Source organism: Bradyrhizobium algeriense, assembly GCF_003062295.1.
Classification (GTDB): Bacteria; Pseudomonadota; Alphaproteobacteria; order Rhizobiales; family Xanthobacteraceae; genus Bradyrhizobium; species Bradyrhizobium algeriense.
This window is the reverse complement of record NZ_PYCN01000137.1, coordinates 1-1,476: the sequence shown is the minus strand read 5'-3', so window position 1 is coordinate 1,476 and position 1,476 is coordinate 1. Positions and strand designations below refer to the sequence as shown.

At 65.0% G+C, this 1,476-nt stretch carries 1 protein-coding gene; it reads right to left on the bottom strand.

Features of this window, described 5'->3' with window-relative positions:
- Positions 1 to 1,423, bottom strand: a 1,423-nt coding sequence (locus tag C7G61_RS42690; RefSeq protein WP_108523409.1) for a M16 family metallopeptidase, incomplete at its 3' end; no start/stop codon positions are given.
- Positions 1,424 to 1,476 lie beyond the last annotated feature (53 nt).

Sequence of the window (1,476 nt, the reverse complement as noted above, 5' to 3'; positions counted from 1 at the left end):
AATTGGGTGTTGCCGGCGTTGCGGCGGATGGCGCGGCGCCTGGCTGTACTGCCGCTGGCGGCGGCGTCGTGGCCGATGGCGCGGTGGTCGACTGGGCTGCGGCCTGCGGGGAGCTGCCGACGATGACGGTGAGCAGACCCTGGCCCCACAGCCGCTGCGCCGCCTTCCTGGCATCCTCCAGCGTCACCGCATCGACGAGCGCGCAGTGCTTCTCGATATAGTCGATCGGCAGCTTGTCGATCTGGTATTGCAGCAGCGCCTGCGCGAGTTTGGACGATGTATCCAGCGCCAGCATCTGCGAGCCCTTCAGGTACGACTTGGCCTCGTCGAGCTCCTGCTGGGTCGGGCCTTCCTCGGCCATGCGGCGGACCTGCTTTTCGATCTCTTCCACCGTCTCGCCGGCGCGATCGGCGCGGGTGCCGGTATTGCCGACGAACAGCGCGGAATGATCCATCCAGAGCAGCGTCTCATGGACGGAATAGGCGAGCCCACGCTTCTCGCGGACTTCGCGGAACAGCCGCGACGACAGACCGGCGCCGCCGAGGATCTGGTTGACGACATCGGCCGCCATGAAATCCGGCTCGCTGCGGCGGACGCCCGGACCGCCGAAGCTCAGGACCGTCTGCGGCACGTCGAGCGGAACGTAGACGCGCTGCGGCGGCTTTGCCGCAACCACATCGGGGACCTCTGTCAACTGCGCCTTGGCCGGCAGGCTGCCAAAGGTCTTGTCGAGCAATTTGCCAAGCGTCTCTGGATCGACGTCACCGACCACCGCGATCTTGAGCGTGTCCTTGGCGATCACGCGGCGGACATAGTCCTTCAGATCGGCGACGTCGATTTTCGGCACGCTCTCGACCGTGCCTCCGGCCTGGCGAGCATAAGGATGATCGTTAAAGGCGACTTCAAGGAACTTGCGATTGGCGAGCGTTGAAGGATTCGTGGAGTCACGCCGAAGGTTCGCGAGCACCGCCGCACGGATCCGTTCGACATCGGCCGCATCGAAACGGGGCGAGGTCAGCGCCATTCGCAGTAGGTCGAAGGCCTCGTCCCTGTTGTCCTTGAGCATGCGCAAGGAGCCGCGAAACTGGTCACGGGACGAGGTAAAGCTCAGCTCAATGGCGCGGCGGTCGAGCCGCTCGTGAAAGCTCTTGGAATCGAGATCGCCGGAGCCTTCGTCGAGCAGGCTGGCGACCAGGTGACCGACGCCGGGCTTCTCAGCCGGGTCCTGGCTGGCGCCGCCGCCGAAGGCATATTCCATCGCGATCAGCGGGACGGTGGCCTCCTGCACGAACCAGGCTTCGATGCCACCGGGCGAGATCAGGCGCTGGATCTTGGTAGCGGCAAATGATGGTGCAGAGCCGAGCGTCGCGATCGCGAGCGAGGCCCCACCGAGGACGGCACGCCGAGTGAGAGAATGGGTCACGAGCGCTTCTCCTTACGTTTGGGCGCAGATTCCTTGATCAGATAGCCGGTCAC